The organism is Pseudoalteromonas sp. NH0006-46 (assembly GCF_057547735.1).
In genome coordinates, this window is the sequence record NZ_BAAJML010000001.1 from 656,510 (window position 1) to 680,714 (window position 24,205).

At 40.5% G+C, this 24,205-nt stretch carries 25 protein-coding genes; 24 read left to right on the forward strand and 1 reads right to left on the reverse strand.

Going from position 1 to position 24,205, the window contains the following annotated elements; translation table 11 throughout:
- Nucleotides 1-93: 93 nt before the first annotated feature.
- The 23 genes from AC27I2_RS02985 to AC27I2_RS03095 all read left to right on the forward strand — a co-directional run bounded on the left by AC27I2_RS02985 (nucleotide 94) and on the right by AC27I2_RS03095 (nucleotide 22,030).
- A complete protein-coding gene (locus AC27I2_RS02985) occupies nucleotides 94-2,364 on the forward strand; it encodes a flagellar hook-length control protein FliK (protein WP_487203603.1) in 2,271 nt (756 codons plus the stop codon).
- A gap of 57 nt (nucleotides 2,365-2,421) precedes the next feature.
- The gene (gene fliL / locus AC27I2_RS02990) at nucleotides 2,422-2,949 is read left to right on the forward strand and encodes a flagellar basal body-associated protein FliL (RefSeq protein WP_058403499.1); all 528 of its coding nucleotides are present in this window, start codon (nucleotides 2,422-2,424) and stop codon (nucleotides 2,947-2,949) included.
- 9 nt (nucleotides 2,950-2,958) lie between these two features.
- Nucleotides 2,959-4,050, forward strand: a complete 1,092-nt coding sequence (gene fliM / locus AC27I2_RS02995) for a flagellar motor switch protein FliM (RefSeq protein WP_010555915.1) — start codon at nucleotides 2,959-2,961, stop codon at nucleotides 4,048-4,050.
- Between the two features lie 20 nt (nucleotides 4,051-4,070).
- Nucleotides 4,071-4,469 (forward strand): flagellar motor switch protein FliN, encoded by a 399-nt coding sequence (fliN, locus tag AC27I2_RS03000; protein ID WP_006792745.1) that lies wholly within the window; start codon nucleotides 4,071-4,073, stop codon nucleotides 4,467-4,469.
- Nucleotides 4,466-4,849: a flagellar biosynthetic protein FliO gene (gene fliO / locus AC27I2_RS03005; RefSeq protein WP_487203465.1), complete on the forward strand. Its 384-nt coding sequence runs from the start codon at nucleotides 4,466-4,468 to the stop codon at nucleotides 4,847-4,849. Before fliN ends, fliO begins: the two co-directional genes overlap by 4 nt.
- 4 nt (nucleotides 4,850-4,853) lie before the next feature.
- The gene (gene fliP, locus AC27I2_RS03010; protein ID WP_058550992.1) at nucleotides 4,854-5,594 is read left to right on the forward strand and encodes a flagellar type III secretion system pore protein FliP; all 741 of its coding nucleotides are present in this window, start codon (nucleotides 4,854-4,856) and stop codon (nucleotides 5,592-5,594) included.
- 40 nt (nucleotides 5,595-5,634) lie between these two features.
- Nucleotides 5,635-5,904 carry a flagellar biosynthetic protein FliQ gene (locus AC27I2_RS03015; protein WP_006792748.1) on the forward strand — a complete coding sequence of 90 codons (270 nt, stop codon included), beginning with the start codon at nucleotides 5,635-5,637 and terminating at the stop codon, nucleotides 5,902-5,904.
- Between the two features lie 3 nt (nucleotides 5,905-5,907).
- A complete protein-coding gene (fliR, locus tag AC27I2_RS03020) occupies nucleotides 5,908-6,687 on the forward strand; it encodes a flagellar biosynthetic protein FliR (protein ID WP_006792749.1) in 780 nt (259 codons plus the stop codon).
- 9 nt (nucleotides 6,688-6,696) lie between these two features.
- The gene (gene flhB, locus AC27I2_RS03025; protein ID WP_010555918.1) at nucleotides 6,697-7,827 is read left to right on the forward strand and encodes a flagellar biosynthesis protein FlhB; all 1,131 of its coding nucleotides are present in this window, start codon (nucleotides 6,697-6,699) and stop codon (nucleotides 7,825-7,827) included.
- 73 nt (nucleotides 7,828-7,900) lie between these two features.
- Nucleotides 7,901-10,009 (forward strand): flagellar biosynthesis protein FlhA, encoded by a 2,109-nt coding sequence (gene flhA, locus AC27I2_RS03030; protein WP_058403496.1) that lies wholly within the window; start codon nucleotides 7,901-7,903, stop codon nucleotides 10,007-10,009.
- A gap of 21 nt (nucleotides 10,010-10,030) precedes the next feature.
- Complete coding sequence (gene flhF / locus AC27I2_RS03035) at nucleotides 10,031-11,506, forward strand: flagellar biosynthesis GTPase FlhF (protein WP_138528735.1); 1,476 nt, start codon at nucleotides 10,031-10,033, stop codon at nucleotides 11,504-11,506.
- Nucleotides 11,499-12,359, forward strand: coding sequence for a MinD/ParA family ATP-binding protein (locus AC27I2_RS03040; protein WP_006792753.1), 861 nt, complete (start codon nucleotides 11,499-11,501; stop codon nucleotides 12,357-12,359). The genes flhF and AC27I2_RS03040 overlap by 8 nt, the downstream gene beginning before the upstream one ends.
- A 26-nt stretch (nucleotides 12,360-12,385) precedes the next feature.
- Nucleotides 12,386-13,096 (forward strand): RNA polymerase sigma factor FliA, encoded by a 711-nt coding sequence (locus AC27I2_RS03045; protein ID WP_487203466.1) that lies wholly within the window; start codon nucleotides 12,386-12,388, stop codon nucleotides 13,094-13,096.
- A gap of 39 nt (nucleotides 13,097-13,135) precedes the next feature.
- Nucleotides 13,136-13,519 carry a chemotaxis response regulator CheY gene (gene cheY, locus AC27I2_RS03050; protein WP_008132609.1) on the forward strand — a complete coding sequence of 128 codons (384 nt, stop codon included), beginning with the start codon at nucleotides 13,136-13,138 and terminating at the stop codon, nucleotides 13,517-13,519.
- A gap of 18 nt (nucleotides 13,520-13,537) precedes the next feature.
- Entirely contained in the window at nucleotides 13,538-14,305 is a 768-nt protein-coding gene (locus AC27I2_RS03055) for a protein phosphatase CheZ (RefSeq protein WP_219421678.1), read from the forward strand.
- A 15-nt stretch (nucleotides 14,306-14,320) separates the two neighbouring features.
- Nucleotides 14,321-16,582, forward strand: coding sequence for a chemotaxis protein CheA (locus AC27I2_RS03060; RefSeq protein WP_487203467.1), 2,262 nt, complete (start codon nucleotides 14,321-14,323; stop codon nucleotides 16,580-16,582).
- Between the two features lie 58 nt (nucleotides 16,583-16,640).
- Nucleotides 16,641-17,789, forward strand: a complete 1,149-nt coding sequence (locus AC27I2_RS03065; RefSeq protein ID WP_219421680.1) for a protein-glutamate methylesterase/protein-glutamine glutaminase — start codon at nucleotides 16,641-16,643, stop codon at nucleotides 17,787-17,789.
- Nucleotides 17,782-18,546: a flagellar motor protein gene (locus tag AC27I2_RS03070; RefSeq protein ID WP_058403491.1), complete on the forward strand. Its 765-nt coding sequence runs from the start codon at nucleotides 17,782-17,784 to the stop codon at nucleotides 18,544-18,546. The genes AC27I2_RS03065 and AC27I2_RS03070 overlap by 8 nt, the downstream gene beginning before the upstream one ends.
- 1 nt (nucleotide 18,547) lies before the next feature.
- The gene (locus AC27I2_RS03075; RefSeq protein ID WP_487203468.1) at nucleotides 18,548-19,501 is read left to right on the forward strand and encodes a flagellar motor protein MotB; all 954 of its coding nucleotides are present in this window, start codon (nucleotides 18,548-18,550) and stop codon (nucleotides 19,499-19,501) included.
- A gap of 19 nt (nucleotides 19,502-19,520) precedes the next feature.
- Nucleotides 19,521-20,291, forward strand: coding sequence for a ParA family protein (locus AC27I2_RS03080; protein WP_058403489.1), 771 nt, complete (start codon nucleotides 19,521-19,523; stop codon nucleotides 20,289-20,291).
- Nucleotides 20,292-20,294: 3 nt separating this feature from the next.
- The gene (locus AC27I2_RS03085) at nucleotides 20,295-21,089 is read left to right on the forward strand and encodes a chemotaxis protein CheW (protein ID WP_487203469.1); all 795 of its coding nucleotides are present in this window, start codon (nucleotides 20,295-20,297) and stop codon (nucleotides 21,087-21,089) included.
- A gap of 24 nt (nucleotides 21,090-21,113) precedes the next feature.
- Nucleotides 21,114-21,611 carry a chemotaxis protein CheW gene (locus AC27I2_RS03090; RefSeq protein WP_058403487.1) on the forward strand — a complete coding sequence of 166 codons (498 nt, stop codon included), beginning with the start codon at nucleotides 21,114-21,116 and terminating at the stop codon, nucleotides 21,609-21,611.
- 17 nt (nucleotides 21,612-21,628) lie between these two features.
- On the forward strand, nucleotides 21,629-22,030 hold the full coding sequence (locus AC27I2_RS03095; protein ID WP_058403486.1) for a DUF2802 domain-containing protein: 402 nt from the start codon (nucleotides 21,629-21,631) through the stop codon (nucleotides 22,028-22,030).
- A 35-nt stretch (nucleotides 22,031-22,065) separates the two neighbouring features.
- Here AC27I2_RS03095 and AC27I2_RS03100 read toward each other — a convergent pair whose 3' ends face one another.
- Nucleotides 22,066-22,719 (reverse strand): OmpW/AlkL family protein, encoded by a 654-nt coding sequence (locus AC27I2_RS03100; protein ID WP_138528725.1) that lies wholly within the window; start codon nucleotides 22,717-22,719, stop codon nucleotides 22,066-22,068.
- A gap of 261 nt (nucleotides 22,720-22,980) precedes the next feature.
- Here AC27I2_RS03100 and dapE point away from each other — a divergent pair, with 261 nt between their 5' ends.
- Nucleotides 22,981-24,177, forward strand: coding sequence for a succinyl-diaminopimelate desuccinylase (dapE, locus tag AC27I2_RS03105; protein WP_487203470.1), 1,197 nt, complete (start codon nucleotides 22,981-22,983; stop codon nucleotides 24,175-24,177).
- The last annotated feature ends 28 nt before the right edge of the window (nucleotides 24,178-24,205 follow it).

Sequence of the window (24,205 nt, forward strand, 5' to 3'; positions counted from 1 at the left end):
TAGGCACGTTTATTGCTTTATTAATGGGTGGTATTTAATTTTGGGCAATGTGCGGTGACATGTTGCCGTAACCGTATTAGGTGATTTATGGCGATGAATGATATGTCTGTTTCAATTGCGGCTGATAAAGAGTCTTTTTTAGCATTTAAAGACAGTGGCTTAGCTACTTCCGGTGATGAATCAGGTGCGGAGTTTTTTACTCAGCTACAAGATGCGCACAATGCATTTGAGCCTATAAAAAAAGAGTTTGAACAGACTCAGGCTGACGGGCAGTTTGCTGCTTCATCAGCTTCAGATGTTGAAAAAAGCTCAGTGAGCCACATTGATGACAAAAATGCTGCCAAATTCGATGCAGAGTCTGGCAATGACATTTTCGAACAAATTAATTCATCCCAATCAATAAATACTGAAGTCACAAAACCAAGCGAAAATGCGAAAGATACACACCTAACAGATACATCTACAATAAAAACTCCGCTCGGTATTGCTGATTTAAACGAGAAGCTGCCTGTTAAAGGTTATGTTGCTGTGCCAGCAAAAGATTTACCTGTTAAAGATGAGGTAGGTAAAATAATTAGACCTCATTCGCCAATTGCTGACAGCAGTAAAAGTGGTGTGGCAAAATTAGTCGATGATGCTGATATTAGTAGCTCGTTAAATTCAGAAAAACAAAATAAAACGTCTATCGCACAGGCTGTTGAAACACAGCTAAATATAAAATCGGATACAGTTAAACACACTGCAGAAACGCAAAGTATAACTCAGGGAACTGATGCAAAAGACGGCGGGGCAGAGGCTAACAAAGGCACTTTTGCAGATAAACGAGCCGCTTCACAAAGCTCAGTACTTTCTGAAGCGAGTATAAATTCTGATAACACTGTTTTAAAAACGGATGTTGATAAAATTGCGACTACCCAAAGCACACCAGAGAACAGTAATAAAATTAATGCCAATACCGTAGCTCAAAATGCTGTAGCTCAAAATACAGTTACGGAACCAGCAGAAAATACGTCAAGAGCAATTTCACCCAACTCAAGTATCACTGAAACCGAAAAAGCAGACGCGATAGATGCGCTAACGGTTAAAGATGCGAATGCAATAAAAACAGATAAGGTATTAGCAAGTTTAACGCCTGAACAACTTTCAAAATTAAATGATCAGATTAAAGCAGATTCGCTTTCTTCATCAAATAGCGTTGAAAAGTTGACGGCTTTAAAGCAAATGCTCACTCAATTTATAACGGATAACGAGCAGACACAAAGCACTGAAGTTAAGTCGTCGCCTAGCGGGCAGTTTAATACACTTTCTGGGACTGAAAAGCAGGGACTACTGACTCAATTAAATACTTTTATTAAAACCGAGCAACCAAAAGGTGAACAGTTAGCGGTTATTAAGCAAGCGATAGGTGAGCTAAAAGTCTCGATTGCGGCAGATACTAAATTTACAATATCTCAAAAAGCTGTAAACGATTCACAGAAACTGCCGCAAGCAAATGAATCGCAAATAGACAAAGCAGTTACTTTAGCGGTAAAAGGTGAAGAGACAACAAAGCCAGTTACTTTTATAGCTTCACAAACACCAAATACGGTGAATAAGCCACAAAAAGTGAGTGTGAAATCAGGTTCTGAAAGTAGCGCAGAACCAACTAAATTAGCTGCACAGCCTACTAGTGATGAAGAGCTAACAAAAGCGCTTGACCAACTGCAAAAAGACGGGCTAAAAAATACCACGGCTGAGCAGTCACCGGCTAAAGTTACGCAGTTGTTTAACACTATAACTAATGCATTAAATACAACCCAAACCAGTACCCAAAGCTATTATGATTCGATTGATTATGAAATGGGGATATTGGATCAACAGGTTACGCAAAATCAGCAGTTACAAAGTACAGCACAGACAAAGCAGGTGAGTATTGACCCTGGTATGATGCAGGCGATTAACATAGTTAAAAGTGACGCGGCCAAGTTGTTACAAGAGCGCGTTAGTTCAATGTTAAGCATTAATAACAAAGAGGCTGAAATTCGTCTTGACCCACCTGAAATGGGCAGCATGCAAATACGCGTTCGTAGCGATGCAGAACAAGCACAAATTAACTTTGTAGTACAGAACCAGCAGGCCAAAGAGGCACTTGAACAATCTATGCCTCGTTTACGCGAAATGCTAGCACAGCAAGGTTTGGAACTGGGTGAGAGCACTATTTCATATGGCCAGTCAGGTGGCGAAAATGCTGAGCAAAATGAATCGGGTTCGGGGGAGCAATTGGCCCAAAATGGAGTAGCAAATAGTGAAAGTGATGAGCCAGTAAATAGCCCAGAACAAACTTCTGCGCTACAAACATCATCATCAATAGATTACTATGCCTAACTACTGCTATTATAATAACTAAAACAAGCAAATACCTTTGCGATATAAGGAATGATGATGGCTGAAGAAACAAGTTTAGAAATAGAAGAAGCGCCTAAAAGTAAAAAAAAGCTGATAATTATTATTGCAGCAGCATTGCTAGTTGTAGGTGGTGCTGCGGGTTTCTTTTTAATGTCGGGCTCGGATGAGCCAGTTGAGACGTTAGATGAAGAAACAACTCTTTCAGAAGAAGCGCCAGAGGCTTCTGGTTCATCTGCAGAGATAGGCAGTGCTCTTTACGTTGCGATGCCTAGACCATTTGTATTTAACGTACCGGGCTCTAGCAGAGATAGAATTGTACAAATTAAAGTGCAGCTTTTGGTTCGTGGCGAAGTTAATGAAGAAACCGCTAAAAAGCATATCCCGCTTATCGAAGGTAAGTTACTCAGCGTATTTTCAACGACTACTGCAGATGAGTTAAGTACCAGTGCAGGCAAAGAAACACTGCGTTTTTCTGCACTAGAGACAGTGCAAACCGCCTTAAATGACGTTGAAGGCAGTAAAGTAATTGAGCGGGTATTGTTTACCGGCTTTGTAATGCAATAAGGGGTTAGCGTGAGCGACTTATTATCCCAAGACGAAATTGATGCGCTATTACACGGTGTTGATGACGTTGAAGAGGAAGATATAAACGATGGCGAAGATGGCGGGGGAAGTACGCTTCAGTACGATTTTTCTTCGCAAGATCGAATCGTACGTGGTCGCATGCCGACGCTGGAAATTGTTAATGAGCGCTTTGCTCGCCATATGCGAATTAGCCTATTTAATATGATGCGCCGGACAGCGGAAGTATCCATTAATGGCGTTCAAATGATAAAATTTGGTGAGTACGTACATACCTTGTTTGTACCAACCAGCTTAAATATGGTGCGTTTTAGACCGTTAAAAGGAACCGGTTTGATCACCATGGAAGCACGTTTAGTGTTTATTTTGGTGGATAACTTTTTTGGCGGTGATGGTCGCTACCACGCAAAAATTGAAGGCCGTGAATTTACCCCGACAGAGCGCCGAATTGTGCAAATGCTACTAAAAATAATCTTTGAAGATTATAAAGAGGCATGGGCACCGGTCATGGATGTGTCGTTTGAGTACCTCGATTCAGAAGTAAATCCTGCTATGGCTAATATTGTAAGCCCGACTGAAGTTGTGGTTATTAGCTCTTTTCATATTGAACTTGATGGCGGTGGCGGTGATTTTCACATTGCTTTGCCGTACTCAATGCTCGAACCAATAAGGGAACTTTTGGATGCAGGTGTTCAATCAGACACCGAAGATACCGACTTACGTTGGAGTAAAGCATTACGAGATGAAATAATGGATGTTGAAGTTGATATGTCGACTCAGCTTCTAGAGGTCGACTTAACACTTCAACAAATAATGGAGCTAAAAGCAGGTGATATTATTCCTGTTGAAATGCCAGAGCATATTACTGTATTTGTAGAGGAGCTGCCCACATTCAGAGCTAAAATGGGTCGTTCTCGTGATAATGTCGCCCTACAAATCAGTGAAAAAATTAAACGACCTGATTCAGTTAAATCTGAGCTGCATGTATTTACTAAAGGCGGCAAGAAAATTGACTCAGATGCAGAGTTAGCAGAATTAGAAGAAGATTTACACCTTTCAGACGGTGTAGACTTAGACTGGTAATTGATTAAAAGGTTAAACGTATGAGCGATGATCAAGATACAATGGACGAATGGGCAGCCGCACTTGCTGAGGCTGAAGGCGGCGATGATGCTGGCGAAGCGCAAGTTGCCGAACTTGATGAATTAAGTGATGAAAAAAGCGAAATAACGGGCGAAGAAAAGCGCAAGCTCGATACAATTTTAGACATCCCAGTGACAATATCGATGGAAGTTGGGCGCTCAAAAATTAATATTCGTAATTTACTACAACTTAACCAAGGTTCAGTAGTAGAGCTAGATCGTGTTGCTGGTGAGCCATTAGATGTATTGGTTAATGGTACCTTGATTGCCCATGGTGAAGTGGTTGTGGTAAATGACAAGTTTGGTATTCGTTTAACGGATGTTATCAGCCAAGTAGAGCGGATCAAAAAGCTACGATGAGTGCCCTTTTTGCGCTAACAGCGTCTGTATTTACAAAAACAGAGTCGGTTACACCTGCGGGCGATTTAATTTCCATGGTGCTTTCGCTTATTGTGGTGCTAGTGCTCATTGTTGTTCTGGCTATTTTTGTAAAAAAGCTTAATCCTAATTTGGCAAACAGTGATGAATTTAAAGTGGTTCGAAGTCTTCCCTTAGGCTCTCGCGAACGCTTAATGGTGGTAGAGATTGATAATGCGCAGCATTTATTAGGCGTCACGCCGCACAGCATTAACTACCTTCATAAATTAGAGTCACCACTGAGTGAAAAAGAAATTCCAGAACTTGCTAAACAATTTAGCAAACTGTTAAATCCCAAATCAAAACAAAATAAAAAGAACTGAACCTATGATTAAGTGGCTGCTAATTATTTTCGCCATTATGTTTGTTCCAAGCGCAAGCGCTGAAGGTATCGATGCGCTTACCATTACAACAAACGCAGATGGCACACAAGATTACTCAGTGACGTTGCAAGTTTTAGCCATTATGACGGCGCTGAGCTTTATACCAGCCGCCATTATAATGATGACGTCTTTTACACGTATTATTGTTGTGTTGGCTATACTCCGCCAGGCAATTGGTTTGCAGCAAACGCCATCAAATCAGGTACTGTTGGGCATGTCTTTATTCTTAAGTATTTTTATCATGGCGCCTATTTACCAAAAGGTAAATGACGTAGCCATAGAACCTTATTTGAGTGAGCAAGTGACTTCAGTTCAAGCATTGGAGCTCGCAAAAGAGCCAATGAAAGCATTTATGCTCTCGCAGGTTCGTTTAAAAGACTTAGAAACATTTGCTAAGATAGCAGGTTACGACAAGCTAGAATCACCAGAAGAGACCCCGTTAATTGTACTTATACCCGCATTTGTAACAAGCGAATTACAAACTGCATTTATTATCGGGTTTATGTTTTTTATACCTTTTTTAATTGTTGATCTGGTTGTTGCATCCGTACTCATGGCTATGGGTATGATGATGCTCTCCCCCATGATTGTCTCCTTACCCTTTAAAATAATGCTGTTTGTACTTGTAGACGGTTGGAGCTTAGTGATGGGAACCCTAGCAAAAAGCTTTGGTTTAGGCACATAGTATGTATTGTTTGAATGTAACTAAAAGATAGGATTACAGCATGGAACCGGAAATTTTTGTTGATATTCTTAGCGATGCACTGTTTTTAGTTATTAAATTAGTATCAGCTATTGTTGTTCCAGGTTTAATTATTGGCCTAGTGGTTGCGGTGTTTCAAGCGGCTACGTCTATCAATGAGCAAACGTTGAGTTTTTTGCCTCGCTTATTGATCACTATTAGCGCGTTAATTGTTGGTGGCCACTGGTTCACTCAGGAGCTAATGGATTTTTTTACTCGGTTAGTGCTGCTTATCCCCGAAATTGCAGGTTAACAAGTGGAGTACCCGTTTTCAGTTGTCATTCAATGGTTGAGCGATTTTTTACTCCCTTTGGTAAGAATTAGCTCCATGATTATGATAATGGCGGGTCTTGGCGCTAAAAATGTGCCAACACGTATAAAGCTGGGTTTATCAGTCGTCGTGACTCTGTTGGTTGTTCCAGTGCTTCCTCCTGCTACATTTACTAACCTGTTTTCGTTCGAAATGATTTTAGTAGTGATACAGCAAATGCTTATTGGAATCGCGATTGGCTTTGCATCTACCTTACTCCTCAATACCTTTGTATTGGCAGGTCAAATACTTGCTATGCAAACCGGTTTGGGTTTTGCTTCTGTTATTGATCCCTCTAATGGTGCTAGCGTTCCGGCGGTTGGCCAGTTTTTTCTTATTTTAGCAACACTATTATTTTTTGTATTTAATGGCCATTTAATGATGATACAAATGGTTGTGCATAGTTTTGAAGTGCTGCCAATTGATGGTAATTGGTGGTCGGTAGACCACTATTGGGATATTGTAACTTGGGGCGGCTGGATGTTTACAACAGCTTTAGTGCTCTCACTTGCCCCATTGACAGCAATGCTGGTTATTAATATTTCATTTGGCATTATGACACGTGCGGCGCCGCAGCTAAATATTTTTGCGATTGGTTTTCCATTCACGCTTGTAGCAGGGCTTGTCATTATTTGGGCAACATTAGGCAACTTTATTCTGCAGTTTGAATTTCAGTGGCTTAAAATGATCGAACTAATGTGTACCTTAGTTGGTTGCTCGCCTTAGGAGTGCGTTATGGCTGAAGATTCAGGTCAAGAAAAAACAGAAGAACCCACAGGGAAAAAAATAGAAGAGTCTAAAAAGAAAGGGCAGGTTGCTCGTTCTAAAGAACTAGGTACTATGTTTGTACTTATTTTTTCAGCTATTTCACTGTTAATGTACGGCCCTGAAATTGGTAAGGGTTTATACAATATTATGGGCAGAATGCTTAGCCTTAATCGAAATGAAACCTACGACACTACTAAAATGTTTGCGGTTTGGTCTAGTGTGGCTGATGCGCTTATTTTTCCTATGGCTATGTTTGTATTCATTATTTTGTTTGCAGGCATTATAGGCAACACTTTATTGGGTGGCTTTAATTTTAGTTGGCAAGCAGCCGCTCCCAAAGCAAGCAAAATGTCTCCGTTTAAAGGCTTTAAACGTATGTTTGGTCCGCAAGCAGCGGTAGAGCTCACTAAAGCTATTTTAAAATTCTTAGTCGTTGCAAGCTTTGCTTTTTTTCTAATTAATACTTTTTTCGACGAAATTTTACACTTAAGCATTGAGTCTGCGCCTAACAATATTATTCATGCGCTCGAAATACTTTCGTGGATGTTTTTGGCATTATCATGCACATTGGTAATTATTGCGGCAATTGATGCGCCGTATCAAAGTCATACTCACCATAAGCAGTTAAAAATGACACTGCAAGAGGTAAAAGACGAGTACAAAAACTCTGAAGGTGATCCTCAAATAAAAGCGCGTATTAGGCAAACTCAAAGGCAAATGTCTCAAAAAAGAATGATGCAAGACGTGCCTGATGCCGATGTTGTGGTTACTAACCCAACGCATTATTCTGTCGCGCTTAAATACGACACCGAGCGAGCAGGTGCTCCTATAGTGCTTGCAAAAGGCGTAGATGAACTTGCTATGCAAATACGAAAGGTGGCAAATGGTAACGATGTACCGATTGTTGAGTCGCCCATGCTTACGAGAGCGCTTTATCATACCGCAGAAGTGGGTGAACAAATTCCTGATCAACTCTTCACTGCCGTTGCACAGGTGTTAGCTTATGTTTTTCAGTTAAAACGCTTCAATAAAGGTCGCGGAAAACGCCCGACAAAGCTTAATAAAAAGCTCCCCATCCCAGATGCTTACAGGTATTAATATTACTCCTTTATTAACTTGGAATAGTTATTGCTAATTCTACGTAGTGTCAATTTTTTGAAATTGTAGAATTATGAGTTTTAAAGCGGTATTACAACAACTTAACGCAGACAAAAAAGAATATGCAAAAGGCGTAGGTACACCTTTGCTTGTGCTTGCAGCTTTGGGAATGGTCATTTTACCGTTACCGCCATTTTTACTTGATATCCTTTTTTCATTCAATATTGCTTTGGCGTTGGTGGTACTACTCGTAACGGTTTACACCATGAAACCGGTTGAGTTTGGTATGTTTCCGGCCGTATTACTTATCGCCACAATTATGCGTTTAGCACTTAACGTAGCAAGTACACGTGTTGTACTACTTGAAGGACATAATGGTGGAGATGCCGCGGGGAAAGTGATAGAAGCCTTTGGGTCTGTTGTTATTGGCGGTAACTATGCTGTTGGCCTAGTGGTATTTTTAATTCTTATCATTATTAACTTTGTTGTAATTACCAAAGGTGCAGGGCGTATTTCTGAAGTATCAGCACGTTTTACACTTGATGCAATGCCAGGTAAACAAATGGCAATTGACGCCGATTTAAACGCAGGATTCATTAGTGCAGAGCAAGCGCGTGATCGCCGCGAAGAGGTTACTCGCGAAGCTGACTTCTATGGTTCAATGGATGGTGCAAGTAAGTTTGTAAAAGGTGATGCTATTGCTGGTATTGTCATTTTAATTATCAACATTGTTGGTGGTTTATTTGTTGGCATGATCCAGCACGATTTAAGTTTTGGCCAAGCTATGGAAGTTTACACACTGCTTACGATTGGTGATGGCCTAGTGGCTCAGCTTCCCTCACTGTTACTATCGATTGGTACAGCGATTGTAGTAACACGTCAAAACGAGTCACTCAATATGGGCGACCAGTTTAAGAAACAACTTGGCAACGAGAAGTCATTATTTATAGCTTCTGGTATCTTAATTACCATGGGCTTAGTACCGGGCATGCCTCATTTAGCATTTTTAAGCCTAGGCGCATTATTAGGTTATTTAGCTTACTACACTCAACAAAGTAAACTAAAAGTGGCTGCAGCAGAGGCTGAAGCTGCTGCAAATGGAGCTGCTGGTACGGGCGTTGCTAATAAACAAGAACAAAAAGAACTGGGTTGGGATGATGTTCAGCAAGTAGATGTAATTGGATTAGAGGTAGGCTACAGGTTAATTCCTTTGGTTGACCAATCTCAAGGCGGAGAACTACTAAATCGTATTAAGGGAGTACGTAAAAAGCTTTCTCAAGAGCTGGGTTTTTTAGTTCCACCCGTACATATTCGCGATAACTTAGAGCTTGACCCTAATGCATACAGAATTACGCTTATGGGGGTATCTACAGGTGAAGGTGAACTTAAGCATGGTGATGAACTGGCAATAAACCCTGGTCAAGTATTTGGGCCAATTAAAGGGATTGAAACTAAAGACCCTGCTTTTGGACTTGATGCGGTATGGATAAAACCAGATCAAAAAGACGAAGCACAATCGCTAGGTTATACCGTGGTAGATTCAGCCACAGTTGTGGCTACACATATTAGCCAGTTACTCACAAACAGTGCAGCACTGCTGTTAGGCCACGAGGAAGTACAGAACTTATTAGACATGTTAGGTAAAAGTCACCCTCGCTTAGTTGAAGGTTTAGTTCCTGACGTATTACCGTTAACTGTGATTGTAAAAGTACTACAAAACTTACTTAATGAAGGGGTTGCAATTCGCGACATGCGTTCAATTGTACAAACGCTTGTTGAGTATGGCCCGCGTAGTCAAGACCCCGATGTATTAACGGCTGCAGTGCGTATTTCATTACGCCGATTAATAGTTCAAGATGCTGTAGGTATGTCGTCAGAAATCCCTGTCATAACCTTGGCGCCTGAGTTGGAACAGATGTTGCATCAGTCACTGCAAAATGCAGGCGACGAAGGTGCCGGTATAGAACCAGGACTTGCAGAGCGACTTCAAGTGTCACTAAACGAAGCGCATCAAAACCAAGAAATGTCCGGTGAACCTTCAATATTGCTAACGTCGGGAATGTTACGCACTGTGTTATCTCGTTTTGTTAAGTACACCATCCCGGGTTTAAGGGTGATGTCTTATCAAGAGGTACCAGATGAAAGACAGATCAAGATAGTCAGCTCTGTAGGCCAACAATAAGATTTTTAAAGGGGTTGAATCATGAAAATAAAACGTTTTTTTGCTAAAGATATGCGCACAGTACTTAAAGAAGTTAAAGACGAATTAGGTGTTGATGCGGTTATTATGTCAAATAAAAAGCTAGCTAACGGTGTCGAAATTGTAGCAGCAGTTGATTATGACAAAGCAGCCCCTAAAAAAGAGCAACCGCAAAGTGCGCCAGCAAAAAGTTTTGCAAAGTCACAGCAAGTGCATAATTTTGTAAAACCAGAGCCACTTCGCGCTAAGCCAGAGCCACAAGCGAAAGTAGCTGATAGTCTTCAAGCATTATTAGAGCGTCAAGCTCCACGTCCTCGCTCTGCAGAACTGGCTTCTATGTTTTCGCAATCAGGTATTGATACTACAGACAACTACCAAGAGCCAGTGCAAGAACAGCGTCCTCGACCTATATTTACCAATGAACGCCAAGCTTCAGCTCGTCCGCAAACACAAGCAGACAGCCTTGGGTTTGATGACCTAGAAAGTGATTTTGATGACCTTGATACCCCAGTGACAAACCGTCAAGAAACTAAACATAATGAAAGTGAGCAAATTTCGTCAATGCGTGACGAAATGAATGCCATTCGTCAGTTGTTAGAGCATCAAGTATCAGGGCTCATGCAACAAGACATGGCAAGACGCGACCCTACTCGTGCATGCATGATTGATCGTTTAGTTGGTATGGGTATAGATAAAGATGTTGCAGAGCAAATGGCGTGCTTTGTTCCTGACGATGTGTCTCGTCAGCAAGGTTGGAAAGCACTTTTAACAATGGTTGAAGATCAGATGCAGACAACCAATAACGAAATTTTACGTCAAGGCGGTGTATACGCTTTGGTTGGCCCAACTGGGGTTGGTAAAACAACCACAGTTGCTAAATTAGCTGCACTTGGTGCACAAAAGTACGGTGCAGACAAAGTCGCTTTAATCACAACCGACACATACAGAATTGGTGCTTATGAGCAACTTGCTACGTATGGTCGAATTATAGGCTGTGGTGTTAAGCAAGTTAAAGATGCTAATGAATTAGCTGAAGTTTTATATCATTTACGAAATAAACGACTAGTATTAATTGATACTGCGGGTATGAGCCAACGCGACTTACGTTTAACTGAGCAGCTTAATACTCTTATGCGTAACCAGCGCGTTGATATTCGTAGCTATTTAGTGCTCAGTGCAACATCGCAAATACACGTGTTGCAAGAAACCGTTAGACACTTTAAGAAAGTGCAGTTAAGTGGTTGTATATTCACCAAATTAGACGAATCTTTAAGTTTAGGTGAGATTATTAGTATTGCGATTCAAAATCGCCTTCCAATAGGGTATCTTACTAACGGTCAACGAGTACCAGAAGATATTCGAGTTGCAAATGCTGAAAAACTAGTTAAAAAGGCTGAGCAACTCTATTTAAAAAGAGCAAAAGCACAACATTCAAGGCACCAAGCAGTGGCGCCAAGCACAGTAGGGATGTATGATTAACACAGTATTAGATCAAGCAAGTGGCCTGCGCAAAATGAGTCAAAACAATAACAACGGCGTAAAAGTTATCGCTGTCACTGGCGGTAAAGGTGGAGTAGGAAAAACAAATGTTTCTCTTAATACTGCAATTGCATTAGGCCAGCAAGGTAACAGAGTATTGGTTCTTGATGCCGATTTAGGCTTAGCAAACTGTGACGTTATGCTAGGGCTGCGTGTTGAACGTAACTTATCACATGTTTTATCTGGTGAATGCGAACTTGATGAAATTCTAGTTGAAGGCCCCGCAGGTATTAAAATTGTACCCGCGACGTCGGGTTCTCAAAGCATGGTTGAATTGTCGCCTTCAGAGCATGCGGGACTTATCAGAGCTTTTAGCGAATTAAATACAGAATTTGATATTTTAATTGTAGATACTGCAGCAGGTATTTCTGACATGGTGCTGAGTTTTTCCCGCGCAGCACAAGATGTCATGGTTGTTGTATGCGACGAGCCCACATCAATAACAGATGCCTACGCGCTGATAAAAGTATTGAGCCGTGAGCATGGTGTATATAAATTTAAAATTGTTGCAAATATGGTCCGCAGCATGCGTGAAGGGCAAGAGCTATTTGCTAAACTTTCCAAAGTAACCGATCGTTTTTTAGATGTATCAATGGACTTGGTTGCAACGGTTCCCTACGACGAAAATATGCGTAAGGCAACACGCCGTCAAAAAGTTATTGTAGAACTTTTTCCAAATTCGCCTGCGGCACTGGCGTTTCAAGCGCTAGCAACAAAAGCAGTTAAATGGCCAATACCTAACCAACCATCGGGTCATCTGGAGTTTTTCATAGAGAAACTAGTAAACGGCTAATTATGACAACATTGGTGAATAAAGTTATGGGATATCAATCAGCACAAAATTTAAATGTGATTGTTGAAAAACATGCATCACTCGTCAAAAAAGTGGCATGTCACCTTATAGCGCGTTTACCTGCCAGCGTTCAGCTGGACGATTTAATACAATCAGGCATGATTGGCCTGATTGAAGCTTCTAAGAGCTTTGATGCAACCAAAGGCGCCAGCTTTGAAACTTTTGCAGGGATTCGTATTCGTGGCGCAATGCTTGACGAAATGCGACGCGGCGATTGGGCACCCCGTTCAGTGCATCGCAAAAGCCGTTTGGTGGCTGAAACAATTGCTTTTTTAGAAAAAAGCTTAAGCCGTGAGCCTACAGATATAGAAGTTGCTGAAAAACTTGAAATTTCGTTAAATGAGTACCATCATATCTTAAACGATGTAAATGCAAGTAAAGTACTCGGTATAGAAGACCTTGGTGTCGACGAGGATGTCATCAGTCCAGTTGATCAAGATTTAGCGCTAGACAAACCGTTTAATAACGTTAAAAATGAGCGGTTTAATGAGTCTTTGTTAGGTGCGGTAAAATCTTTGCCAGAACGAGATGCAATGGTGCTTTCTTTGTACTATAACGATGAAATGAATTTAAAAGAAATAGGGCATATACTCGATGTAAGCGAATCGCGTGTAAGTCAAATACATGGTCAGGCGATGATTAAGCTCAAAGCTAAAATCAATGACTGGATAAATTAGTAGTAAGTAAACAAGGTTAAGACCTCACTGGGGGATGTTTTGGATAAAAACATGAAAATTCTGGTTGTTGACGATTTTTCAACAATGAGACGTATTATTAAAAATCTGTTACGTGACTTAGGTTTCACTAATGTTCAAGAAGCAGACGATGGGTCAACCGCTTTGCCAATGCTACAAAATCAAGTATTTGATTTTGTTGTTACCGATTGGAATATGCCAGGAATGCAGGGTATAGACCTATTAAGAGCAATACGTGCGGATGATAAGCTTAAACACATTCCGGTATTGATGGTAACGGCTGAAGCTAAAAAAGAACAAATTATAGCGGCAGCACAGGCAGGTGTTAATGGTTACATTGTTAAGCCATTTACTGCTGGAACACTCAAAACTAAATTAGAAAAAGTATTTGAACGTTTAGGCTAATGATAGGGGGAGAGGCTTATGTCAGCACTTGCTGCGCCTCAAATAACTTTAGAACAAGCTCGTCAGCTCGTTGTTTATCTAGAAAACGGTGAGCAAGACAAAGCCAATCAGTTAATTTTAGATACTGCTTCTAAGGAGCAATCTGAAATATTTGCTGAAGTTGGAAAGTTAACCCGTCAATTGCATGAAGCTTTAAAAAGCTTCGAGCTAGACACTCGCTTAACTGACTTAACTACCGATGCGATTCCAGATGCAAAAAAACGGCTTAATTATGTTATAGAAATGACAGAAAATGCCGCAAATAAAACAATGGATGCTGTTGAGGCTAGCCTACCAATTGCTCAGCAGTTGGCGGATGAGATATCTCATATCAAACCGACATGGGATCGCCTAATGAATCGAGAGATTGAGTTAGGAGAGTTTAAATCGTTATGCCACAGCATTGATAAGTTTATGAACAAATCTCATCATAAAACCGATGAGCTGCAAAGTTTGATGACAAATGTACTTATGGCGCAAGACTATCAAGATTTAACCGGGCAAGTTATTCGCCGGGTTATTGAGCTTGTTAGAGAAGTCGAAGAAAGCTTGATCCATCTTTTGACTGCCTTTGCTGATCAAAACGACGGTAAAGCCGAAAAAATAGAACAACAAAAAACAAATGAACCATTAGACGAACAAACTTTAGCAGGTCCAGAAGGCCCTATTATTGATAAAGAATCACGTAATGATGTTGTATCTGATCAAGATGAAGTCGATGATCTTTTATCAAGTTTGGGCTTCTAAGAGGAGAGTAACTGCATGTTTGAAGTCGATGAAGATATTTTACAAGACTTTCTTGTAGAGGCAGGAGAAATCCTAGAGCTTTTATCTGAACAGTTAGTTGAGCTGGAAAACAATCCAGAAGACACCGAATTACTCAATGCCATATTTAGAGGGTTTCACACTGTAAAAGGTGGTGCTGGGTTTTTAGCCATGACGGAGTTAGTTGACGCATGTCATGGTGCAGAAAATGTATTCGATTTACTCAGACAGGGTGTACGAACAGTTAACTCTGAGTTAATGGATGTGATTTTGCAGGCACTCGACACTATTAACGAGATGTTTGCTACCATTCAAAACCGCGATAAACCTGAGCCTGCCGATCCCGAACTACTTGAAGTTCTTCACAAACTGGGCTTGCCTCCAACAGAGGAAGAGCTTGCTGGTGAATCTCCATTTGACACGGTAGATGAGCCTCAACATGAAGCTTTAGAAACGCCTGCGGCAGAAGAAACTTCATCAGCAGATGAAGAAGACCCATTTGCCTTTGATGAGTTATTTAGCGGCGGTTCAGCTGCGCAAAGCGATGAAGAAACTCAGATAGATGAAATAACAGAAGATGAATTCGAAAACCTACTCGACGAGCTACACGGGAAAGGTCAAAGCCCAATAGCTGAAAGTTCGCCAAGTAGCAGTGATGTCAGTGGAGACATTACAGATGATGAGTTTGATAATCTACTTGATGAACTCCATGGCGTTGGAAGCTTTGGCGCTGTTGCCGCTAGTGAGCCTGCAAAAGAGCAACCAGCAAGTAATAATCCAGTAGAAAATACTGCAACGGCATCAACAAATACATCGGCAAGTAATACTAGCGATGATGAAATTAGTGATGATGAATTTGAGGCTTTACTAGATGAACTTCATGGTACTGGCGCTCCTAAATCAATAGAGAGTCCTGCAGTTTCAGAGTCTAAGCCAGCGGCAAAACCCGCGGCTAAGGTAAGTGAGCCTGTTAAAAAGCCTGAACCCGTAAAAGCTGCTGCGCCAAAACCAGTGCAAAAGCCTGCAGAAAAACCAGCAGCAAAAGCAGCGCCTGCTCCAGCGCCTGCAGCTGTGAAAAAACCAGCTCCTCCTCAAGCCGAGACAACAGTCCGAGTTGACACAAAACGCCTAGACCAAATAATGAATATGGTGGGTGAGCTTGTACTTGTTCGTAACAGGTTGGTAAGTTTAGCAACAAACTCAGAAAGTGAAGCAATGGGTAAAGCCATTTCTAACTTAGATGTTGTGACGGCTGATATCCAAGGCGCAGTAATGCAAACGCGAATGCAGCCAATTAAAAAGGTATTTGGCCGCTTCCCTCGAGTTGTTCGTGACTTAGCACGAAGCTTAAATAAAGATATTAGTTTACAGCTTGTTGGTGAAGAAACTGATTTAGATAAAAACTTGGTTGAGGCACTTGCAGATCCACTTGTTCACTTAGTTAGAAACTCAGTTGACCACGGAATAGAGATGCCAGCAGCTCGTGAAGCAGCTGGCAAACCTAGAACGGGTAATGTCACGCTTTCAGCTTCGCAAGAAGGCGACCATATCTTGTTAACTATCAAAGATGATGGTGCGGGTATGGATGCTGAGAAGCTCAAAAAAATTGCAATCAGTAAAGGCGTTTTAGATCACGATCAAGCGAGCCGTTTATCAGATACCGAAGCGTACAATTTAATATTTGCACCAGGATTTTCTACTAAGGAAGAGATCTCTGATATTTCAGGGCGTGGTGTGGGTATGGATGTTGTAAAAACTAAAATCACTCAACTCAATGGCTCAGTGAGTATTCAGTCAGAGCTAGGTGTTGGTACAATTTTAGAAATTAAAGTACCGCTAACACTTGCCATATTACCTACCTTAATGGTTGTAGTTGGTGAACAAACATTTGCACTACCATTGGCTGGTGTTAGTGAAATATTCCACTTAGATTTAACCAAAACAAATGTAGTTGATGGTCAACTAACGATCATTGTACGTAAAAAAGCAATACCGCTGTTTTATCTTGAGCATTGGTTAGTTAAAGGAGCAGATCGTACTCAGCGCAAAGCTCAAGGCCATGTTGTTATTGTTCAAATAGGTACTCAGCAGGTTGGTTTTGTCGTTGACTCCTTAATAGGACAAGAAGAAGTTGTGATAAAGCCTCTTGATGCACTTCTTCAAGGCACTCCTGGTATGGCAGGTGCAACTATTACGTCAGATGGTGGAATTGCACTTATTTTAGATGTTCCCAATATGTTAAAACACTACGCAGGCTAAATCATAAAGCAGGCACACAATTAAGTGTGCCTACATAGAAATTTAATAAGAGAGCTAAATGGCCGTAAAAGTTTTAGTTGTTGACGATTCAAGCTTTTTTCGTCGTAGAGTAAGCGAAATTCTTGAGCAAGACAGCGACATACAAGTAATTGGATTTGCCATAAATGGCAGAGAAGCTGTTGAAAAAACGGCCCAACTGCGTCCTGATATGATCACAATGGATGTAGAAATGCCAGTGCTTGATGGTATTAGCGCGGTTAAAGAAATAATGGCCAGCAATCCTACACCAATTTTAATGTTTTCTTCATTGACCCGTGCTGGCGCAACAGCCACACTCGATGCTCTTGATGCGGGGGCGATGGACTTTTTGCCTAAAAAGTTTGAAGACATAGCACGTAATAATGAAGATGCCATAAAGCTTCTCCAAGCTAAAGTTAAAGAAATTGGCAATAGACGCATTCCCAGAACTTTTAAGCCAGTGTCGTATTCTAAACCCGCAACACGTGCGGTACCTCAAAGAAGTAGCACATCTTCCATCAGGCAACCGGATAGAAGTTTTCAGCGTTCAACCCCTGAACCATCATTAACCAAAACACAGAGCTCACTTCCTTCTCGTGCCAGTGGAAAGCAATATAGATTAGTCGCAATTGGTACGTCTACGGGTGGCCCAGTTGCTTTACAAAATGTGCTAACGCAATTACCAGCTAATTTCCCGCATCCTATTTTACTCATTCAGCATATGCCCGCTGCTTTTACACCGGCATTTGCAGCTCGCTTAAATGGTTTGTGCAAAATAAAAGTAAAAGAGGCACAACAAGGTGATCGGTTAGACCCAGGAACTGCTTATTTAGCGCCGGGCGGTCAACAAATGATGGTTGAAGGACGAGGTGGTTCAAAAACATTGCGTGTTTTTGAAGATAATAGCGAGCGAATTACTTATAAGCCTAGCGTCGATGTAACGTTTGCAAGTGTAGCTAAGGCTTTTCAAGGCGATGTATTAGCAATTATTTTAACTGGCATGGGCGCCGATGGTCGAGATGGTGCGAGAATGTTAAAACAAACTGGGGCTACTATTTGGGCACAAGACGAAAAAAGCTGTGTTGTTTATGGTATGCCACAAGCTGTTGCTAATGCGGGACTTTCAAGTGAGAGTTTAGCGCTGGATGATATTGCAACGCGGATAAAAAGTGAAACCGGTTGTGGATAAGCTCTCCGTACTTGGGTTAATAGTTGCACTAAGTGCTATAGCAATAGGCTATCATCTAGAAGGTGGTGTGATTGCAGCGCTTTTTAATGGTCCGGCACTCATTATCGTACTAGGTGGTACTTTAGGTGCTGTCATGCTTCAAACATCTGCCAGTACTTTTAAAAAAATGCTTAGAATGAGTCACTGGGTATTTGTTACGCCAAGCTATGATATTGATGATGCGATTGAACAGGTTAAACGTTGGTCGCATAAAGCGAGACAAGAGGGCTATTTAGCACTAGAGGATGAGGCATTAACGCATTCAGATGTTTATGCCGCAAAGGGGCTCAGCCTGTTAGTTGATGGTGGTTCAGAACAAAAACTCAGAGATACACTTGAGATAGACTTATTGTTAGAACGTGAACGCTTACTTGAAGCGGCTCGGGTTTACGAAGCAATGGGCGGCTATAGTCCTACCATAGGTATTTTAGGGGCCGTTCTTGGACTTATTCAAGCAATGTCTTTTATTACTGACCCCCAATTACTAGGTGCTGGAGTTGCTACTGCCTTTATTGCTACGATATACGGCGTGGGGTTGGCTAATTTATTATTTTTACCCATGGCAAATAAGCTTAAGCAACGTGTAGAAGAAAAGATGCTTTACCACGAAATGCTTGCTGAAGGTATCATTGCAATTAGCGATGGCCAAAGCCCTATGAATATAGAGTTAAAGCTTGAAGCTTACCGTGTTGAGCGGCCAAACCTAGTGGACGCATAAAATGATGCGTCGACGTTTGGGTCGCTCGGCCCAAAAAAGTCAGCACACAGAACGCTGGTTGGTGTCGTATGCTGACTACATGACCATCATGTTTGCTTTTTTTGTTGTAATGTATGCTATTGCAATAAACAAAGAGGAAAACTTTCAAATTCTATCGGATTCTTTAGAGCAAGTGTTTGATAAATCAGCACGTATTTATTCTCAGCAAGGGACGGGGGTAGAGGGTACCGGAATACTCACCGATAGAGTCACGCCTGAGAAAGAATTACTCTATGGTGAAAGTATAAACAAAGAAGAGCAAGGCCCCGAGTTACTCGATGGCCAAAGTGATACGAGCAATATCCAGCAAAAATATTTAGGAAAACCGCTCGATAGTTTATTAACAAAGCTTCAATCTGCGCTTATTGACGAGATTCGTGATGGTGAGGCTAACCTAGAATTACATCAAGATTGGCTAATTATCGAGCTGAGTTCAGGTATGTTGTTTTCTAGCGGTAGTGCTGTTGCACATTCTCGAGCAAAACAAGTCGTTAAAATAGTTAAAGATATTATTGAACCGGTAGATAACTATATACGGGTTCGCGGTTATACAGATGATGAAACTATTCGAAATGAAATATTTCGCTCTAATTGGGAATTATCTGTAGCTCGGGCGACTTCTGTTTTAGTTGAGCTTGAATCATTAGGAATAAATTCAGCCAGAATGGCCATTGAAGGGTATGGACAGTATTCACCTTTTGCTGAAAATAATACAGAAGAGGGGCGCGCTGAAAATCGCAAAGTGGTTATCGCTTTATCTAAATATGGATTGCCTAATGAAGTAAATAAACTGGCTGAAGAACAAGCAGCTGAGATTAAAGAGCCAGAGCCAGAAGTAGAGTTGCCGTCAGACGATGACACAATAAAAATTATTCGTTTACCACATGGTGGCATACGTATTACTACACGTAATTAAAAAGTAACTGGGATGTAATGTGAAGATTTGGACTGTAGCAAACCAAAAAGGGGGGGTTGGTAAAACAACTACTGCGGTCAGTCTTGCTGGAATTTTAGCATTACAAGGTAAGCGAGTTTTACTCATTGATACTGACCCGCATGCTTCTTTGACCTATTACTTTGGTATTGATTCAGAAGATTTAGAAGTCAGTGTTTACGATATTTTTGCTCGCGGAACCAGTATGCAGAGCGAGGAAATACTTCAAGCACTGTGTCCTTCTACACTTGAAAACTTGGATATTTTGCCGGCTACCATGGCTATTGCTACGCTTGATCGAAGTATGGGCAATAAAACAGGCATGGGGTTAATATTGAAAAAGTCGCTTGCAAAAATAAGCGAACATTACGACTATGCTATTTTAGATTGCCCACCTGTTTTAGGTGTATTGATGGTTAATGCATTAGCTGCCAGTGAGCGAATTTTAGTGCCTGTACAAACAGAGTTTCTTGCACTTAAAGGCCTTGATAGGATGATGCGCACAATGGAGTTAATGCAGAGCTCACAGGCGAAAAGTTATGAATATACTATAATACCTACAATGTACGATAAACGTACAAAGGCATCGCTTGAGGCTTATAAAACTTTACAAGAAACGTACGGTGATAAAGTTTGGCCTGGTGTTATTCCCGTTGATACAAAATTAAGAGACGCAAGTTTGGCTCAAAAGGTACCAATAGAATTTTGCCCTCGTTCTCGTGGTGTATTTGCTTATAAAGCATTATTAGAATATTTAATTGAACAAGGTTAATGAATGAGTAAGCAATTATTTGCTAATGAAAAAGTAATGACTCAGTATTTAGGTGCCTTGCTTTGTGAAGAGGAGCTTGTGAGTGATTTAGAGCCCGTAGCAAAGCTTTTAGAAAATATACCGGATGATTCACATGATTTAACTGCGGACCCTAAACTTAAAAAACCGGATGTTGAAGTAAAAACAGAATTAAGCACTCAATTACCTGTAGTAAAAAATAAGCAAGACGTTAAAGAGACAAAAACGGTTGTTGAAGATAATATTGATTCGCCAAAAGAGGTAACAAGTACAAGTGTTGATTTAGCTGAAGAGGCAAAGCCAAAGCTCTCAAATAACAGTGAATCAGATTACTTTGATGGCGAATTTCAAGCATTATTTTTCGAAGTTGCAGGGCTTACGTTGGCTGTGCCACTCAAAGCTTTAGGCGGTATACACCAATTAGGTGAAGTAAATCACTTGTTTGGTAAGCCAAAATGGTTTAAAGGCGTTATGCTAAACCGAGATGAAAAATTAAATGTTGTTGATACTGCGCGATGGGTAATGCCAGAAAAATACGACGAAAAACTTGAAGCATCATTAGACTATCAATATTTAATCACCTTGGGTGATAGCCAGTGGGGATTATTAGCAGAAAAGTTAATAAATAACATTACATTGACAAAAGAAGATGTAAAATGGCGTACCGATCAAAGTAAGCGCCCATGGCTTGCTGGGGTTATTAAAGAAAAAATGTGTGCTTTAATAGATGTAGATAATTTAAATACATTATTAGAAGAAGGCTTAGATAGCCGTCAGTAGTAATGACCATTATGGGGTAACAGCATGAACCAAGAGAAATTACTGTCAGCAAATAAAAATGCGGATAATAATGATGAAATATTACAATGGGTTACATTCAAGTTAGAAGAGGAAACCTACGGTGTAAACGTAATGCAGGTGCAAGAAATACTGCGTTACACTGAAATTGCTCCTGTACCCGGTGCACCTTCTTATGTAATAGGCATTATTAACTTGCGTGGTAACGTGGTAACCGTTATTGATACACGCGCTCGATTTGGTTTGTCGGCAGCCGATGCTACTGATAACTCGCGTATTTTAATTATTGAAGCAGAAGAGCAGGTTATTGGTATTCTAGCCGATAGCGTATCTGAAGTTGTTTATCTGCGTAGCTCTGAGATTGACAGTGCACCAAATGTAGGTACGGAAGAAAGTGCTAAATTTATACAAGGTGTGTGTAATCGAGATAACGAGCTTCTTATATTGGTTGATCTAAATAAATTACTTAGTGATGATGAATGGGACGAGTTAAGCGATTTATAAGCTTTACCAGATAAACTATGCTGTTACTTAGTATTGCTATAAGCGCGTTAGCGATAGGATTAATATCGTTAACGCTTATTATGGCACTTAAAAATAAACACACCAGTGATGCAGGTGATTTGCATCAAAAGCTTAAAGAGTGTGCAGAGCAGATTCATATTCTCAGAAGCGAAGCTGCAGAGCTAAGAACAGGTTTACTTAGTATAGGTAAGCGAGTTCTTGAAGTTGAACAACAAAACCAAGATTTGATACAGCAGCAGTCAGCTCAAAAGTACGATGATCCTGATGCTAAAATTTATTCTCGTGCTGTAAAAATGGTTGAATTGGGAGCTGACTTAGACGAGGTGATACGCGAGTGCGAGTTACCCAGAGCGGAAGCTGAGTTACTGTTTTCATTACACAAAAAAAAAGGCGCTTAGCGCCTTTTTTGCACACATAACACAACACTTTAATATTAAAAGCTATACTTTACACCAAACATAGCAACCACAGGATCAAGTTCTACAGTTGATGTTAATGCCTTTGAACCATTAGCATATACTGTTGCATCTGTATCGATATCCATCATAGAAACCATAGCGTGTAGTCCCCAATTATCATCAATTTTGTAATTAGCGCCTACTTGTACTAACAAGCCAAAAGAATCATCAAGCTCAACTTCTACATCGTCCGTACCAAGTGTTGCTTTAAGTGCTTGTGAAGGTTGTTCGTCGAAAAAGGTTGTATAGTTTACGCCAACACCTATGAATGGTCTAAGCTGATAGCTTGTATCTAAAAAGTGGTATTGTGCTACCAGTGAAGGTGGAAGGTGTTTAATATTGGCAATTTTATTACCAGCTAAGCCACCTGTTCCATTCACATCGTGAGAAAACGGTGTTGCAGCAATCAATTCTAATACCCATGTATCATTAAAAGCATAATCTAAGGTAATACCCAATTGGGTATTTGAGTCACCTTTTAGGCCCAATGAAGGAGCTTCGTTAATTGCTGATCCGCTATTGTCTGGGTTTACATTAATAGCACCTACATTAACGCTGAAGTCTGCGTTTGCAGCCGGAGAAAGTGCTAATAAAGAGGTGAATATTGCAATGCTAATTTTAGTTTTCATGTTGTTCTCCAAGAACTACTTTTTGATTGGCGCTATTATTGCGTTTAACAAATATGAAAAACCTGTGCTAGATCAAAGTTTCAGAAATGATTGAACATTGAAAAGTGTTTTATTGATTTAGATTAATTTTAACGCTGTTTTGTAACTGCAATGATTGACAATTTTTGTAATTAATAATCATCAGAATGTATAAATGCTGACATCTCTTAGTCATACTCTCACTATTTAATAATGCCTTACTTAGTAATAAAGGTGTTAAAAATGTCTTTAGTGGTTTCACAACAAGCAATCATATCTCATAGGTTAAACGCCGAATTAATAAAACAACTACAAACGCTTATCCAATTTAAATCAGTGACGCCAAATCAAGCCGGCGCAATAGATTGGTTAGTTGAGCAGTTATGCGAGCTAGGTTTTTTTTGTGAGAAGTTTACGAGTAATGGTGTCACTAACTTAATTGCGCGTGTTAAATTTAAAGAAGGACCTTGTATCGCTTTTTCAGGGCACATTGATGTGGTGCCCGCAGACAATGATGATTGGCTAAGCCCTCCGTTTGATGGAAAAATAATTAATGGCGTAATTTACGGAAGAGGTGCTGCTGATATGAAAGGAGGCGTGGCAGCGATGCTAAGTGCCACAAAAAAATTAATAAATAACACATCATCAAAAGCGGGGACTTTTTATTGGCTCATTACCTCTGATGAAGAGGGAGAAGCTGAGTTTGGTTCTGCGCAAATAGCTAATAACCTTTCTTCGAATGGGATTGTTTTAGATGGATGTATTGTAGGCGAGCCTACAAGTTCCACATATGTTGGTGATACAATTAAAAATGGCCGTCGTGGTGCGCTTTCGGCTCGTATTTTGGTAAAGGGCAAAGCAGGGCATGTAGCTTATCCTCAAAATACCATTAATGCTGCGCATATTAGTGCAAAAATAGTCAGCAAATTGAGTGAGCAAGTGTGGCATTTAGATGATGCAGGCTCAAAAACCACACTGCAAGTCACAGGCATAAATACTGATAATGTGGTCGATAATTTAGTCCCCAGTCACTGCGAAATCACATTTAATATTCGTTATAGCCATCGGTACAACAGTAACGAAATCAAATCGATATTGATTAATTCGTTGGATGAATTTTCACGTTGCATAACGATTAACTGGGAACGTCCATGTGAGCCATATTATACCCGCACTGATAGTACTTGGAGTTTAATTTCTTGTGTTGAACAAGCCATACATAGTCAAACCGGAAACTACCCTCTTCTAAGCACCAGCGGAGGGACATCTGATGGTCGTTTTTTTGCTAACAGTCATACTCAAGTGATTGAGTTTGGGTTAAAAAACAAAACAATTCATCAAATTAATGAGCATGTATCTATTGATGACTTAATTAAAGTTGAGGCTATTTATTATGATTTACTTTCACGTATTTTTATAAATGACACTAATTTTAAATGAGCTCGCTTTTTAACAGCAGGTAGGTAGC